The following is a 14,014-nucleotide window of genomic DNA, read 5'->3' on the forward strand; positions in this document are numbered from 1 at the left end:
CCAGGCCGTCCAGGAATGCCGCGTTCCCGGCATGTGACTGAGCACTTCAGTTGGCCAGTGAGCACTCCACTTGGACGTTCCAAGCTCGACGCGGTGCCATCGCTGTGACTGACGCGCGGTCGCCCGATTCGGGTGGGGGCCTCGCGAGTCCCACCGAATCAGCAGAACGGTCGGAACTCCTTGAAGTCCGGCGTCGGGCGCGGATCGGGCAACCGGTAGGCGCCGATCCGCGGCCGACCGCTGGCCGGGTAGGCGGTCCCGTCAGCCAGAGCGCCCAGTACCGGACGCCACCCCAGATTCGTCTCGAAGTACGCCACGGCAGCGCCGACCGATGGCCACCAGACATCGTCGAGCAGCACGACGCCGCCAGGTCGGACGATCTCGCCCAGGAAATGGAGGTCGACGAACACGTTGTGGAAGTGGTGGCTGCCGTCGACGAACGCCGCGTCTGCGGCGAAACCCGCGTCGGCCAACCGAGCAAGGAACCGCTGCGATGGCTCGGTCACCAGCTCAGCGATGTCGTCCAGGCCGGCGCTGCGCAGCAGCTCCCACCCGACACCGTCGTACGCCGTGAACTGGAACGGGTCGATTACGACATGCCGCGGGTTCCGTGAACCGGTGCGCAGCAGCGCCTCGCCGATCGCCAGCGCCGAGCTGGCATAGGCGAGCCCGATCTCGACGACCGTGCCGACTCGCTCGTCCACCAGGAAGTCACGTACCTGATCACAGTCGCGCTCCGGCAGCGTGACGGTGGCGAAGTCCGGACCGCCATCGGGACTCCGCGGCGGCCCGTTCTCGGCAAGCCCGCGGCGTACGGCGGCCACTCGATCTCGCCACTCGCCTGCGACTCCGTCCGGTTGCACGATCGAGTTCACCAAGCACGCTCCTTCTGGCTGAGGGCACGGGACGTGGCCAACTGTGACACGCAGAGCGGCCAACTGAAGCGCTCAGTCACATCCACCTACGAGCCGAAGCGCCCCAGGGCCCCGTTCCTCGCGATGGAGCTGGTTCGAGGCAAGGGCCTGGATACGATGCTGAGCCAAGGCACCGTCACCCGCCCGGACGAAGGGGCTTGGAGTGCTCAGATATGTGACGCGCTTGCACACGCGCACGACGCCGGAATCATGCACCGGTACATCAAGCTGTCCAACATCCTCATCACGCCTTCCGGCGTGGCGAAGGTCCTCGATCTCGGTGTGGCTAGAGCGGCCGACCCCTATGCGACCGCGGACCGGCTCACACAGACCGGCTTCATTGTGGGCACGCCTCCGTACATGGCCCCCGAGCAGGCACGAGGTCTTCCAGAGCCGCGCAGCGACCTGTACGCCGTCGGCTGTCTGCTCTTCGAGCTGATCACTGGGCGGCTGCCGTTTCAGGCCCCTGACACGGTGGGCTACCTCTCGGCTCACCCGACGCAGGAACCAAGGTCCACGGCGGTGTGCTGCCCGTTCCCACGACCGAGCTGGCGGAGCTTCTGCTCGGCGCCAGCCAGGCTGACTTGGAGGCCTTCGACTTTGCCGAGCCAGCCTTCCGTCTTGGCTTCTGCGATTTCGAGGCGTCGCGTCTGTCCTGTTACCTGCGTCTGTGTAGAGGCGGTCTTGCGGCCCATTCGGCAAGCTGCCGGTAGTCGAGGCCGAGCACCGCGGCAATCCAGCGGGATGGCAGGTCTGACGAGGGTGCCACGCGTGTGTGCGGGCGCTGCGCGACGAAGTCGCCCTGTTCGGGGTCGCGAGGAGCTCGCCTGAATCAACCATTTGGTGAACCAGGGTTCGCCGCTGCATTCGGCACCGCCGCCGTCGGCGCCGCGGACCTCGCGGCGGTCGGCGGTCAGCTCCCACTTGTAGGAGTTCTGGGCCATGTGCAGTCCTGAAAGCGTCGGCGATGCTGTGGCGACGCGGACGCCGTCGGGCATGACAAGTGTGTTGTCTTCTTCGAGCCATCGGGTCGGCATGCGGTCACCCCAGGGGAACAGGCTTACAACGGATAACAAATGGGCATTGGGGCCTGCGCTTACAGGTATCCCGGGTCACCGTCGGTTTTGAACCTTGTCAGGGAGCGCTCCAGCAGCACCAGAAACTGTCGTAGGTCATCGGCCACCTTGTCGAGCTCCGGTTCGTCCAGCGATGCCGTCCGCGTCCGGTAGACGGTCCCATCGGGCCCCGCGACATAGATCAGGCCGCCGCCGTTCGAGCCGATGACCAGGCCATGGGCCTTGCGGTCCGCGCCGACGTCGACAACGCCGTACTCCTGGAGCCGCAGCAGGACGTCACCGGCCGGATCGAGGAAGTAGCCGTTGCCGACGTCCGCCCAGGTGACATCGCCGATGCTTTCGTAGAAGGTGACCAGGTCAGCTGGTGTGAGGGTGACTTGGGCGAGCGTGCGAGCCGCGGCTTGATCGTCGTGGTCGGCCGGCCGGACCTGGTTGGTCCCAGGTGGGAAGCCGTGCCGATACTCGAACTCGCCTGTCATGGCCGTGAGAGTCCCGGAGACTCTGTCTGCCCACGAGGCCAGCCAGGCAGGTGAAAGCGATCGGTCACTCATGAGGCCGGATCATGGCATGAGCCATGGACAACCAGGGGGTACCCAGCGTTTCCGTCGTCAGCACAATGCCCTGAGTTGCCGATGGGTGATCAGACAGCAGGCGAGTTTGAGGAACGCTTCGTGGATGCCGGCTCGCCGTTCCCAGCGGATGCGCAGGCGACGGAAGCCGTGCAACCAGGCAAAACTCCTCTCCACAACCCACCGGTTGGCGCCCAGTCCGGTGCCGTGCAGGGTGCCGCGGCGGGCGATCGCGGCCACGATGCCGCAGGCGCGGACCTGGTCGCGGTAGATGTCGTGGTCGTAGCCGCGGTCAGCGAACAGCGAGTCCGGCTTCCGGCGAGGATGACCAACCCGGCCGCGGACCGGCGGGATCTCGTCGAGCAGGGGCAGGAGCTGGGTGACGTCGTTGCGGTTGCCACCCGTCGGCAGGACCGCGAGCGGGGTGCCGCGCCCGTCGGTGATCAAGTGATGCTTGGAGCCGGCCCGGCCCCGGTCGACCGGCGACGGCCCTGTGTGCTGCCCCCTTTTCCTCCCGGTCCGGCAACGGCCTGCGGCCCGGGTACCGGAAGCGCCACTCACGCTGCGGCAGCAGCGGCTCCAGGCGATCCCACAGCTCATCCGACACGATCCACGGCGAAGTCCCCACACCGCACCGAACGCTCAACTCCCGCCCCGGACACGGCAACCAGGGGCGAGCCACCTCATTGTGTTAGCCGCTGTAAACGTCGGGTTTCTCGCATGACGTTCCGGAACTTGGCCTGGCGCCCGTCAACCAAGGTGACACGGTTACCATTCATGGGTTGAATCCTCCTTGTCAGTCCTGTCAAGGGCGTATGGAAAAGGCGGCACAGAAAATTGGGGTTATATTGGTGTACAAGAGTGGTGGCGTCGAATGGAGCTGGGGTTGAATGACTGAAGTGATGCCCTACTGGGAGATTGCAACTCTGAAGATCCGGGAAGAAGTTCCCGGTGTGACCTTCTCGGTCTTTATTGGTGATGGGGAAGATGCGGCCGAGAATGGATTCTATTTCGACTTCCACCGATTCCTGAATGATTATCCAGACGAGCAGAACGTGAGGAATGGCACCGATAGCTACAGTGTCGTGAACGAAAGCCTCGGGGTCCACTATGGTGGAGTGGAAGGGGCCTCTCGGGCAGGGGATATCCTGACGCTAGAGTTCAGCGATGAAGCCATCGAGGTACTTAATCTGCCCTCTAGTGTAATCCCGCTACGGATTGCGCCAGAGGTCGCCCTCAATGAGCTGTTGTCAAGTCTGAAATACGTTCTTTTGTATGGGGGTCCGCGAAAGCGGCCTAGTTTGATCCTCGAATAAGCGTATCCAGAGTGAGCTCAAACTGAATCAGAGACAAGTTCTTCGGTGGATTTCTTGACGGGGTGATGGTGTGCGTTGCGTCCAGGGATTCGAGTGACGCCTCGCGCCGCACCAGCGACGCAGGGCCGCGGCGCGCGATCCTGCCGCGATCCGGCTCCTGAGAGCTCATAACACGATCACGAGTGGGTCTTCTTGAGGCGTCTCCAGCAGATGAGACTGCAGGCCAGGGAAACGAGGGCGTCGTGCAGGTCCAGGCGTCTTTCCCAGCGGACGGCCAGGCGCTTGAAGTGGTGTAGCAGCGAGAAGGTCTGCTCGACGACGTAGCGGAGTTTGCCCAGGTTCTGGATCGGGTCCCGCTCACCGTCGAGGCAGGCCAGCAATGGGAGCAGGGTGGCGTCGGCCTCCTCAGGGAACCAGCCGAAGAGGTACGCGGTCCTGGTGCGGATCTCCGGGTCCTGGTCGCCGAGCAGTTCGATCAGGACAGGAAGCTGGGCGCGGACCGCGTCGTAGGAGCGCAGTGCGCCCTCCCGGGCGTCGACGGGGTGCCCCGCCGCACAGTACGCCCGTCCCTCCAGGTTCTTCAGCCGCTCCTCGTCGGTTTCGGCGGCGATCTGCTCGTCGTGCCAGCACAGATTCTCTTCGGGGCTGATGGCTGCGGCGCGCCACGTGGCGGTGTCGATGCCGAGCGGGAGGTCGTACTCGTCGCGCCAATCAATGGCCAGACGGGTCAGCAGCGGCGCGTCGGCCCGGCGCCGACCGGTCCCGCGACAGCGATTTGTGTGAGGAACGGCACGGCGTACGGAGAGGCCGAGTACCGGGTGCCCTGATGGAAGATGTTGCCGAACAGGCTGCGGAAGGCGCTCTCCCGGGCCTCTTCGTCCAGCCCGCACACCGTCCGGAGCTGGCCGGGCACGTCCTCGGCGCTGCCGTAGGCGTCCCCCAGGGCTGCCCAGTCGATGTCGTCCAGCCCTGCCAGTAGATCGTCGGATCGTTTCATGATCCGTATGCTCGTAGGGACCGCTGACACCATTCCCGCAGGCGAGGTGTCTCCTTGAGCCTAGCGGTCAAACTCACCTGTCAATCGGTCGAGTTCGCCTGTCACAAGGCAGTGGTGAAACGGAGACGACGCGATGGAGCCAGCCGACCTGCTCACCCAGGCATCGACCCCGCCCGCCTGGGGCCGGCGCCGCATCCGCCCGGATGCGGTGCTGGGCTCACGGCATGGTCATCCGCCAGCGGTGTACCCTTCCCGGCGACGTTGGAGGACATCACCGCGGACCTGCGGGCGTGGCCCGGGAAGCCGGCCTGCCCGGAGCAGTCGACCCGGCGTTCTATTCTTCGACCGGGACGGCCGCCGCCAGCCGCCGGAACAAGGAATCCCGAGGACTTCCCCATACCACATGCCAGCAGTCCGGGATTGCATCCCGGCTGCCCGCCTCATGATCCGGCGCTTTGGGGCCGAGACCCTCGCTTGCCGCCAGGCGAGGGTCACCGATCCCGTGTTCAGCTGAGCAGGTTGTAGGCGTTCCAGCCGCCGCCGATTCTCGTGCGGGCGGCGTAGGGGGCGGATGCGCTGCCCGTTCCGCGGTACAGCCACAGGACGCCTGCACTGTCGCGGGCGATCAGGTCCGGCCTGCCGTCACCTGTCAGGTCACCGGCCGAGGTCAACGAGGTGTAGGTGTTCCAACCGCCGCCGATTCTTGTGCGGGCGGCGTAGGGGGCGGACGTACTGCCCGTTCCGGGGTACAGCCACAGGACGCCTGCACTGTCGCGGGCGATCAGGTCGGACTTGCCGTCACTTGTCAGGTCACCGGCCGAGGTCAACGAGGTGTAGGTGTTCCAGCCGCCGCCGATTCTTGTGCGGGCGGCGTAGGGGGCGGATGCGCTGCCCGTTCCGCGGTACAGCCACAGGACGCCTGCACTGTCGCGGGCGATCAGGTCCGGCCTGCCGTCACCCGTCAGGTCACCAGGGCTGGAAGGGCGGGCGGGGATGACCCAGGCGGGACGTCCGTTGCCCTGCACGTCATCGCTCGTGATCGCTGTGCCCGGGCCCCCGGCAGCGGTGGCGGAATGGACGGTGAGACGCATGTCCGTGCCACCGGCGAGGTAGGCGAGCTGGTTGCCGTCGGGCGACCAGGACGGGTAGATGACCCCGCCGGAGTCGTCCGTGATCTGGGTCTCCTTGCCGCTGGCCAGGTCGCGTACGAATACCTGTGGCCCGCTCGAGGCCGTCTGCCGGGTGAAGGCGAGCTTGGTGCCGTCGGGCGAGTACGCCGGCTGGAGGCCCGAGGTCAGCGGGGTGGGAGTACCGCCCTGGCGCGGGTCGTAGACCTGGATGGTGCCGCCACGGAGGAAGGCCAGCACGCCGTCCGGGGCGACCGAGGGCTGGCCGTCGAACACGTACGGCTGGTCGGGCAGCACGTAGTCGAGTCCGCTGCCGTCGAGGTTGACCTTCATCAGCCGGCGGCGGTCGTGGCCGGGCTTGGACTGGAAGCCCAGGTAGAGCATGTCGCCGTTCGGGCCCCAGGCGAGCTGGTCCACCCACCCGTCGGGGTCCTGGACGTCCATGACGACGGGCCGTGCCCCGCTGCCGTCGGGCTCGGCGACCCAGATGTCCCCGAACCCGTCCTCGCTGATGAACGCCAGGTGCCGCCCGTCGGGCGAGAAGACCGGGCTGACGTACTTGCCCCGCGGCAGTCCGTCTCCGGACGGCACCAGGGCCCGCCGGTCGGAACCGTCGGCGTTCATCGACACCAGAGAAAACGTCAGCACGCCGTCGACGGTCGCCGATTCCGTGTACACGATGCGCTGTTGCGGCTCCGCGGCCCGCGCCTCGGTCGCGGACCCCGCGACCCCGGTCCCGCCCAGTGCCAGCACAGCCGCGGCGAGGCCCGCACTCATGTACCGCCGTAGGACAATTCTTGCCCGCATGGATCCCCCCAGGATCGCCGTGACGGCGGTAACGCCGCGCTTCGCAGGGCTCCGGCCGTCCGAGAAGGGCACCTTACCCAAGGGGTCGGACAGTGCGGGTCGCTGGGTGGCCAAGGCCCGCTCAAGGTACGCGACAGCCGCTTGCGCGGCGTCCTGCAGGCAGGGTGGGCAAGCCGGGGAACGGCGCGGGCAAGCGCGACCAGAAGCCGACCACGGGATAGCCGCACCCCGACCCCGGCAGGTCAACGCCCTGTCCGCACGGTGAGCGTCACCGGGCGGCTGTGCCCGGCGCCATCGGACGGTGTACCAGCCTGAGTGACCCAGGCCAGGAACGCGACCAGGGCCAGGTGGGTCAGGGAGACCATGACCGATCCCTTCAACTGCGGGCGAGGGAACACCGGCTGTGCTCGGACCGGTTGGTCAGCCGTGGTGGGTGGTGTAGCCGTTGCCGTCGCGGTCGTTGGCCTTCTTGGTGCAGGCGTGGACGTCGGCGCGGGAGCCGCCCAGCTAGTAGAAATAGATGGTGTCCTTGTCGTTGTTTGAGATGAAGTTGCAGTTCTGGCGGTAGACGACGTTCTTCGCGTCGGAGTCGGTGCCGCGGCCGCCGCGCAGGCTCACCTGGTCGCCGGGCTGCAGGGTGTGGCTGTTCCTGAAGGTGAAGGTGTTCCCGGCGGCGTCCTTGACCTTGTAGCCCTTCAGGTTCACGGTCGCTGTCTTCGAGTAGTTCTTGATCGTCAGGTACTCGTTCTTGGTGTTGCCGCCCGAGCACTTGTTGGAGTCCCGGTCCGGGGCGTCGTACTGCACGCCCTTGATCTTCAGCGCGGAGGAGTACTCGGCGGCCTGCGCTGGAACAGCCGCGGCGAGGCCGAGTGCGGCAGCGGCCGCGGTGGCGGCAGTGGTCAGGGCGTAGCGGATGCACATGAGGAATTCCCCCTCAGCAGTGCGAATGGAGCGCCCGGAGCCTACCGGAAGTGATCACATCATGGAGTTGAAGTGAAGGAAGTGTGGCCGCATCAGTTGGTGGGCGGCCTGTTGCCGGGACGGCCCACGTAGACGGTGCGAGGCATCGGCTGACCGGTCAGCCGCAGACGGGTCCCGTCCGGGTGAACGCTGGAGGGCAGCAGAACCGGCCTGTCGGGGCAGGGCGTCAGGCGGGGCATGGAAGCGATCAGCGAAGTACACGTGTCGGAGCCGGGTCTGGTCGTCGTCGATGTCGCCGCGGCCGACGCCGAGACCGCGTTCGCGTTCCACACGGCGCTGGCCGTCGCACCCACACGGGCGGCGCACTCGGCAAACGCCTGACAGCGCCCCCTCGGGGGCCGTTCGGCCGTGGACGGCACCAATACGCAAGGCGCTACCCGATCAACGCATGACCGGCTTACGGTGATGCCATGCCCCCGACGCACCACCAGCCCCCGCCCCACGGCCAATCCGCGCACCACCCCGGCCACCACGAGCACACCGGCCACCACGAGCACGACGATCACGGACAGGCGGAGATCCTCGACCTGGACGCCCCGAGGTGCTCGCCGAGCACATCGCCTCCATCACCGCCTGGCTGCCGCTGACCAGCGAGCCGCGTCACATCGTCGACCTGGGCTGCGGCACCGGCGCGGGCACCTTCGCGCTCCTCGAACGCTTCCCCGACGCGGGGGTCACCGCCGTCGACAACTCGGCCGCACATCTGCGGGCCCTGAACGAGAAGGCACGCGCCCGCGGAGTCGAGGAGCGCGTACGCACCGTGCGGGCCGACCTCGACGCCGACCACTGGCCCGAGCTGGGCACGCCCGGCCTGGTGTGGGCCTCCGCCTCGATGCGCCACATTGGCCCGCCCCGACCACGCCCTGCGCGCCGTCCGCGAACTGCTCGCCCCCGGCGGCCTGTTCGCCGTCGTCGAGCTGGCGGGCTTCCCCCGCTTTCTGCCCGCCGACGCCCCGGAGAACCGGCCCGGCCTCGAAGAGCGCGCCCACGCCGCGACCGACGGCTTCCACGCCGAGCACGTGCCGCATCGCGTCGCCGACTGGGGGCGGCTGCTGACCGCCGCCGGTTTCACCGTCGAGGACGAGCGCACCCTCACCGTCGACATCGAGGGCGGGCGCAGCGAAGCGATCGGCCGCTACGCCCACGGCAGCCTGCAGCGCATCCGGGGCGTCGCCGCGCCCGTCCTCGACCCCCAGGACCTCGCCGCACTCGGCGAACTCCTGGACACGGACGGCCCGAACAGCATCCTGCACCGCACGGACCTCGCCGTACGCACCGAACGCACCGTCTGGGCCGCCCGCCGGGCCTGACGTCCTGCCCGCGGCGTGCGCCGCGCCCCGCTCAAGGCATTGCGCGTCCCCGCCCGGCGAGAGCAGTCTCATACGTGGCCGACGACGTGGCCGACGGGCCCGCACGTCGGTTCGGTGACGTGACAGCGAACAGGAGGCCGTGATGAGTGAGGCAACGGAACCCGAGAGCGTCGAGCCTCAGCAACAGGAGGGCGAGGAGACGGAGTCCGACACGCAGGCGGCCGTTGCGCAGGGCGCGGACGCCGGCGAGTCGCAGGCCGCCGCGACCGAGGACGAGGCGCACCCGGACGGCTGGCCGGGGATCAGCTGACGGCGCCCGCTCCCGCGGTCACCGGTGCGGGGGCGTCCCGTGTGGGCGCCCCCGCACCACCGGTGGGACGGCCGGTCAGGCCTTCAGCGTGTCCGGGGCGGTGTGCCGCTCGGCCGCCAGCAGCGCGGTGATCTCCTCGGCGAGGCGCGGACCGAGTTCGCCCCAGCCGTCCTTGTAGCCGTAGACCGAGGCCAGGGTCCGGGCGTCGTAGTCACCGTTGAGGATCTCGATGTCCGTGGCCGTGATGAGGCCAGGGTGGGCCACGCCGACGGCCGCCGAGATCTTCGTCAACTCCTTGCGCAGAGTACGCAGGTAGACGGCGGCACGGGTGGCCTTCGACTCCGGGTCGAGGCCGCGGGCCAGCCACGCGTTCTGGGTGGCGACACCCGTGGGGCACTTGTCCGTGTGGCACTTCTGCGACTGGATGCAGCCGATGGACAGCATCGCCTCCCGTCCCACGTTGACCATGTCGGCGCCGAGGGCGAAGGCGACCGCGGCGTTGTCGGGCAGCCCGAGCTTGCCGGAGCCGATGAACGTGAGGTCGTCGGTCAGTCCCCGCTCGGCGAAGGTGCCGTAGACCCGGGAGAAGCCCATCCGGAAGGGCAGCGACACGGAGTCCGTGAAGGTGAGGGGCGCCGCACCGGTGCCGCCCTCGCCGCCGTCGACGGTGACGAAGTCGACCCCGCGGTCGCCCCGCGCCATCAGCGTGGCCAGCTCGCGCCAGAAGTCCGTCTCGCCCACCGCGCTCTTGATGCCGACCGGCAAGCCGGTCTCGCCGGCGATCAGTTCCACGAAGTCCAGCATCGAGTCGACGTCGCCGAACGCGGTGTGGCGCGACGGCGAGGCGCAGTCCTTGCCCTCGGGGATGCCGCGGATCGCGGCGATCTCCGGCGTCACCTTGGCGCCGGGCAGCATCCCGCCCAGCCCCGGCTTGGCGCCCTGGGAGAGCTTGATCTCTATCGCCCTGACCGGGGCCCCCGCCACCACTTCCTTGAGCTTGCCGAGATCGAAGGTGCCGTCCTCGTTGCGGCAGCCGAAGTACGCCGTGCCGATCTGGAGGACGAGATCGGCACCGTTGCGGTGGTACGGGGACAGCCCGCCCTCGCCCGTGTTGTGCATCGTCCCGGCCAGCGCCGCGCCCTTGTTGAGGGCCGTGACCGCGGCGCCGGAGAGCGAGCCGAAGCTCATCGCCGATATGTTCACGACGCTGTCGGGCCGGAACGCCTTGGCCCGGCCGCGGGGTCCGCCCAGCACCTTGGCGGACGGCACGGCGGCGGGCAGGTCGGGACGGCCGTGCGACTCGGGCAGGCTCCGGGCGAAGGTGCGCTGCTTCACGTACGCACGCCCCTGCACGTGCTCGACGTCGACGTCGGTGCCGAATCCGAAGTAGTTGTTCTCCTCCTTCGCCGACGCGTAGATCCACGTGCGCTGATCACGGCTGAAGGGCCGTTCCTCCTCGTTGGACGTCACGATGTACTGCCGCAGCTCCGGCCCGATGGTCTCCAGCAGGTACCGGGCGTGCCCGACCAACGGGAAGTTCCGCAGCAGTGCGTGCTTCTTCTGGAGGAGGTCGCGGGCGGCCACCACGGCCAGTGCCGCTGCGGTCGCCGTGCCGATGCTCCGGGCGCGCATGAGTCTTCCCCTTCTCGTCGGCCGGCCCCGTCACCCCCGTCGGTGGACATCTGGTCATGCGGGCGGCGGGCACGGCCGGACCGGTGTCGGTGTCCGCCGAGGAACGCAGTGCGATGGTAGGGGGAGCCAGCAGGGCGGCACGCGGCCGGGTGCGACCGCGTGCGGACACCGTGCCGGAACCCCCGGGTCCGGCGCCCGGCAGGAGGGCTTGGCCGCCGCGGCCTCAGGCAGCCGCCCGTTTCTCCTGGGCGCCGGTGAGCGCGCGCACCATGAGACCGCAGGCCACCGCGGCGCCGACGACCGCGGCGTCCGCCACCAGCAGCGGAGCCACCCCCGTGTAGGCGCGCGCGATGACCTCGTCCGTCGAGTCCGCGTACATCAGGCCCACCCCGCTCAGCAGGCCGACCAGCCACAGCACCCACCATATGGTGACGACGCGGGGCAGGCGGGTGTCCCGAGCGCCTGCCCGGTGCACGTCGGCCACGACCCCGCGCGGTACCCAGAGGTTGGCCACGGGGACGATCCAGCCGAGGTACACCCAGGGCGAGGAGTAGCGCAGCCGTCCGCCGGACAGGAGACGCGCGTTGTCACGGGCCCGCGACAGCCAGGCCAGGAAGGCCACCGCGCAGAGCACCGTGGTGACGTCCCCCGCCGTACTGACGAGATGGTAGGCGTCCTCCAGGGCAGTCAGCGGGCGGTGCTGCCCGCCGCCCTGGTCCGGCGGGCCGGAGAGCGGCTGCCCGGCCACGGCGAGCCGGATCTGCCACACTCCTCTGGCAGCCCAGGCCACTCCCGCCAGGGCGAGGGCCACGGTCGCGCAGCGGGCGGCACCCGTCAGGGATTGCAGGGCAGGTGTCCTGCCTTCGTCGTTCACCCGGTCATCCTCCATCACGAGCGCCGGGACGGACCCGCCCGCTCCCGTCCTGCGGCTTCGTCCCGAGGGGCTATTCCGTCCGCAGGGCCTCCGGCCGCATCATGCGCAGCAGCGGCGGCACGCTGAGCAGGGTGACCACGCCGACCACGGCCCCGCCCCGCCGACCACCGTCGTGGACGCCACGGACGCCCTGCTCGGTACCACCGACGGCCTGCTCATGCCGCACGGCGTCATCAGCGACCTCCCCGCCACCGACCTCTACGAGGACCGGTGGGTCTTCCTCGTCGCCGAGGAGGAGCACCCGAGCGTCGGGGACCGGCTCACCCGCGAAGACCTGGCCCGGCTGCCCCGGGTCACCCACCAGCGCACCTACGACGCCCCGGCCGTCCGCCAGCTCGGCATGCTGGGCATCGAGCCGCGCGTGGAGGTCTCCGTCGACGGCTCCCAGAGTGCTTCACCCTGGTGCCGGACCGGCCGCGCCACTACCTGCGCCAGCAACTGCGCTGGATGCGCGGCACCACCGTGCGGCACCTGTGGTGGCTGCGCCACATGCCGCTGCGTTCACTGGGCTTCTGGATGCCCGTGGTCGAGTACGCCCACCTCGTCCTGGTCCTCCTGGTGCCCGTGGCGGTCCTCGCCACCCCGGAACTGCGCGAGCAGACCGGCTCGCTGCTCCAGTACACGCTCGTCCTGGCCTGCGCGATGAACTACCTCGTCAGCCTGCGCCTGTTCGCCATCCGGAGAACCGACGAGACGCTGCGCCACCAGGCACTGATGTTCCTGTTCTCCCCGCTGGCCGGGCTCTGGAGCCTGGTGGTGCTTCGCCCTCTGTACCTGAACGCCATGGCGACCTGCTGGCAGGTCGGAAGCTGGGGCACCCGGGCCAGGGTGGAGGTGCGTGCGGCTCCCGCCGGACGACCGCCGAGGGGGGCGTCCGGCGCTTCGGCTCAGGGACGGCGGGAGGACCAGAGCCAGGCCGATGTCCCGGCCACGACGGCGAGCGCGACCAGGTTGGCCACCAGGGCCGGGGTGTCGCCGGCCGGGGCGACGGTGGTCTCCCGCCAGACGATCCCGGCGACGGTGGGCGCGACGAGCGTGAGCACCACGCCGACGATCTTCCGGACCGGGGTCCAGTGCACCGAGGTGCACAGCAGCACCCCGCCGGCGATTCGGATCAGGCCGCTGCACAACGCCAGGCCGGGAACGTCCCAGAGGAACGTCGTGACGAGGTAGGGGACGGTGAGCATGAGCAGCGGCACCAGGGGGTGCACCCTGCCGCGCCGCACGGGTGCGCCCACGCCGCCGGGGGCCGCGGCAGGCCCCTCCCCGCTCCCGGACTCGGCCAGCGCCGTCGCGGCGATCGCGCGGGGATCGCCCAGCTCGGCGAGAATCTCGCCGGGCGTCGCGTCGGGGCGTTCGGCGCGCGTCACCTCGATGTGTTCGGCGAGGTCGGCGAGGAGTTCCTGGCGGCGCTCGGCGGGCAGCGCGGAGGCCTCGCGTTCCACGGCGGCGAGGTAGTCGCGGGTGGGGTCGGTCGGTGTCTTCATGTGAGGTCTCCGGCGGAGTGGTGCGGGACGGCCAGGAACGTGTCGACGGCGTTGCGGAAACCGGGCCAGACGTGGGTGAACTCGTCCAGCGCGGCCCGTCCGCTCGCCGTGAGCGCGTAGTAGCGACGGGGCGGGCCGGAGGCGGACTCCTGCCAGGTGGTGGTGACCAGGTCCTCCCGGCGGAGCCGGGAGAGCAGGGGGTAGACCGTGCCCTGGCTGGTGGCCAGGGCGCCGGACTCCTCCAGGGCGTGCAGGAGTTCCACGCCGTAGCGGGGGCGGTCCCGCATCAGGGCGAGTACGCAGTACTCCAGCACGCCCTTGCGCAGTTGGGTGGCTGCGCGGGCCTGCTTGGTCGAGTTGCCAGGTTCCATGCAAAGCAAGTTACCAGGCTGGGCAAGGCGGCTGTCCGGGTGCTGCGAGACGGCGGACCTCACGGGTTGTCGATGCCTCAAATGTTCGTATGGATGACTGTCAATCACATACGTGAATCTTGACCTGCTCATGCTGTATGGCTACGGTCCCGGATAGAGAGCGCTTTCCCCCCAGCGCCAGGG

General features: G+C 69.1%; 12 protein-coding genes and 6 pseudogenes. 6 read left to right on the top strand and 12 right to left on the bottom strand.

The window, feature by feature from the left end; translation table 11 throughout:
• Window positions 1-158: 158 nt before the first annotated feature.
• Window positions 159-875, bottom strand: coding sequence for a class I SAM-dependent methyltransferase (locus tag D1J63_RS36310; RefSeq protein WP_241235669.1), 717 nt, complete (start codon window positions 873-875; stop codon window positions 159-161).
• A 33-nt stretch (window positions 876-908) separates the two neighbouring features.
• Here D1J63_RS36310 and D1J63_RS37480 point away from each other — a divergent pair.
• Window positions 909-1,376, top strand: a pseudogene (locus D1J63_RS37480) (serine/threonine-protein kinase); the annotation flags it as partial.
• 29 nt (window positions 1,377-1,405) lie between these two features.
• Here D1J63_RS37480 and D1J63_RS37485 read toward each other — a convergent pair.
• The 3 genes and pseudogenes from D1J63_RS37485 to D1J63_RS36325 all read right to left on the bottom strand — a co-directional run.
• Complete coding sequence (locus D1J63_RS37485; protein WP_241235719.1) at window positions 1,406-1,951, bottom strand: hypothetical protein; 546 nt, start codon at window positions 1,949-1,951, stop codon at window positions 1,406-1,408.
• Window positions 1,952-2,010: 59 nt separating this feature from the next.
• Window positions 2,011-2,469, bottom strand: coding sequence for an SMI1/KNR4 family protein (locus D1J63_RS36320; RefSeq protein ID WP_125634987.1), 459 nt, complete (start codon window positions 2,467-2,469; stop codon window positions 2,011-2,013).
• 129 nt (window positions 2,470-2,598) lie between these two features.
• Window positions 2,599-3,063, bottom strand: a pseudogene (locus tag D1J63_RS36325) (IS5 family transposase); the annotation flags it as partial.
• A 386-nt stretch (window positions 3,064-3,449) separates the two neighbouring features.
• On the opposite strand from D1J63_RS36325, the gene D1J63_RS36335 reads away from it, so the two are divergent.
• Window positions 3,450-3,875, top strand: a complete 426-nt coding sequence (locus D1J63_RS36335; RefSeq protein ID WP_125634989.1) for a hypothetical protein — start codon at window positions 3,450-3,452, stop codon at window positions 3,873-3,875.
• A gap of 176 nt (window positions 3,876-4,051) precedes the next feature.
• Here the strand turns inward: D1J63_RS36335 and D1J63_RS37490 are convergent.
• From D1J63_RS37490 to D1J63_RS36350, 3 genes and pseudogenes are all read right to left on the bottom strand, one after another.
• Window positions 4,052-4,213, bottom strand: a pseudogene (locus tag D1J63_RS37490) (IS5/IS1182 family transposase); the annotation flags it as partial.
• Window positions 4,214-5,378: 1,165 nt separating this feature from the next.
• Window positions 5,379-6,776 carry an FG-GAP-like repeat-containing protein gene (locus D1J63_RS36345; RefSeq protein WP_164713129.1) on the bottom strand — a complete coding sequence of 466 codons (1,398 nt, stop codon included), beginning with the start codon at window positions 6,774-6,776 and terminating at the stop codon, window positions 5,379-5,381.
• 450 nt (window positions 6,777-7,226) lie between these two features.
• A pseudogene (locus tag D1J63_RS36350) lies at window positions 7,227-7,727 on the bottom strand (lamin tail domain-containing protein).
• 237 nt (window positions 7,728-7,964) lie between these two features.
• On the opposite strand from D1J63_RS36350, the gene D1J63_RS36850 reads away from it, so the two are divergent.
• The 3 genes and pseudogenes from D1J63_RS36850 to D1J63_RS36855 all read left to right on the top strand — a co-directional run bounded on the left by D1J63_RS36850 (window position 7,965) and on the right by D1J63_RS36855 (window position 9,407).
• On the top strand, window positions 7,965-8,108 hold the full coding sequence (locus D1J63_RS36850) for a DUF6207 family protein (protein WP_164713130.1): 144 nt from the start codon (window positions 7,965-7,967) through the stop codon (window positions 8,106-8,108).
• 89 nt (window positions 8,109-8,197) lie between these two features.
• Window positions 8,198-9,097 (top strand): annotated as a pseudogene (locus tag D1J63_RS36355) (class I SAM-dependent methyltransferase).
• Window positions 9,098-9,239: 142 nt separating this feature from the next.
• Window positions 9,240-9,407 (top strand): hypothetical protein, encoded by a 168-nt coding sequence (locus tag D1J63_RS36855; RefSeq protein ID WP_164713131.1) that lies wholly within the window; start codon window positions 9,240-9,242, stop codon window positions 9,405-9,407.
• Window positions 9,408-9,482: 75 nt separating this feature from the next.
• On the opposite strand, the gene D1J63_RS36360 is transcribed toward D1J63_RS36855, so the two are convergent.
• Together D1J63_RS36360 and D1J63_RS36365 are read right to left on the bottom strand one after the other, a co-directional pair.
• A complete protein-coding gene (locus D1J63_RS36360; protein WP_125634994.1) occupies window positions 9,483-11,039 on the bottom strand; it encodes an FMN-binding glutamate synthase family protein in 1,557 nt (518 codons plus the stop codon).
• 223 nt (window positions 11,040-11,262) lie between these two features.
• The gene (locus D1J63_RS36365; RefSeq protein ID WP_241235670.1) at window positions 11,263-11,913 is read right to left on the bottom strand and encodes a DUF4328 domain-containing protein; all 651 of its coding nucleotides are present in this window, start codon (window positions 11,911-11,913) and stop codon (window positions 11,263-11,265) included.
• Window positions 11,914-12,073: 160 nt separating this feature from the next.
• On the opposite strand from D1J63_RS36365, the pseudogene D1J63_RS37495 reads away from it, so the two are divergent.
• A pseudogene (locus D1J63_RS37495) lies at window positions 12,074-12,352 on the top strand (LysR family transcriptional regulator); the annotation flags it as partial.
• A 122-nt stretch (window positions 12,353-12,474) separates the two neighbouring features.
• On the opposite strand, the gene D1J63_RS36860 reads toward D1J63_RS37495, so the two are convergent.
• The 3 genes from D1J63_RS36860 to D1J63_RS36385 form a co-directional block, all read right to left on the bottom strand.
• Window positions 12,475-12,678 (bottom strand): hypothetical protein, encoded by a 204-nt coding sequence (locus tag D1J63_RS36860; protein WP_164713132.1) that lies wholly within the window; start codon window positions 12,676-12,678, stop codon window positions 12,475-12,477.
• A gap of 182 nt (window positions 12,679-12,860) precedes the next feature.
• On the bottom strand, window positions 12,861-13,460 hold the full coding sequence (locus D1J63_RS36380) for a hypothetical protein (protein ID WP_125634998.1): 600 nt from the start codon (window positions 13,458-13,460) through the stop codon (window positions 12,861-12,863).
• On the bottom strand, window positions 13,457-13,831 hold the full coding sequence (locus D1J63_RS36385; RefSeq protein ID WP_125635000.1) for a PadR family transcriptional regulator: 375 nt from the start codon (window positions 13,829-13,831) through the stop codon (window positions 13,457-13,459). Before D1J63_RS36385 ends, D1J63_RS36380 begins: the two co-directional genes overlap by 4 nt.
• Between the last annotated feature and the right edge of the window lie 183 nt (window positions 13,832-14,014).

The sequence above is a fragment of the Streptomyces sp. KPB2 genome (assembly GCF_003950055.1).
Taxonomy (GTDB): Bacteria; Actinomycetota; Actinomycetes; order Streptomycetales; family Streptomycetaceae; genus Streptomyces; species Streptomyces salinarius.